Annotated in this window: 1 protein-coding gene; it reads right to left on the bottom strand. The window is 59.1% G+C overall.

Annotated elements, in window-relative coordinates; all coding sequences use genetic code 11:
• A partial coding sequence (locus SB754_RS21240) for an ATP-binding cassette domain-containing protein (protein WP_410784320.1) occupies window positions 1-259 on the bottom strand: 259 nt, incomplete at both ends.

Raw genomic sequence — 259 nt, 5'->3', positions numbered from 1 at the left:
CGCTTGCTTCACACGAGCCTCGCGCTCGGCTTTGGCAACTTTGGCCACCCGCAGACTATAGCCGACATTCTCTGCGACCGTCATATGCGGCCAGAGCGCATAGTTCTGGAAGACGATACCGACCTGCCGCTTCTCCGGCGGCACACTGCCATCAACATGAGAAACGCGGCTGTCGCCGATATGGATTTCGCCGCCATCAACATCTTCAAAACCGGCAATCATCCGCAGAAGCGTGGTCTTGCCGCAGCCGGATGGTCCG

It is taken from the genome of Leifsonia sp. SIMBA_070 (genome assembly GCF_046534635.1).
GTDB lineage: Bacteria > Actinomycetota > Actinomycetes > Actinomycetales > Microbacteriaceae > Leifsonia.
The sequence above is the reverse complement of the archived record's forward strand: the minus strand, read 5'-3'. Positions and strand labels throughout refer to the sequence as shown.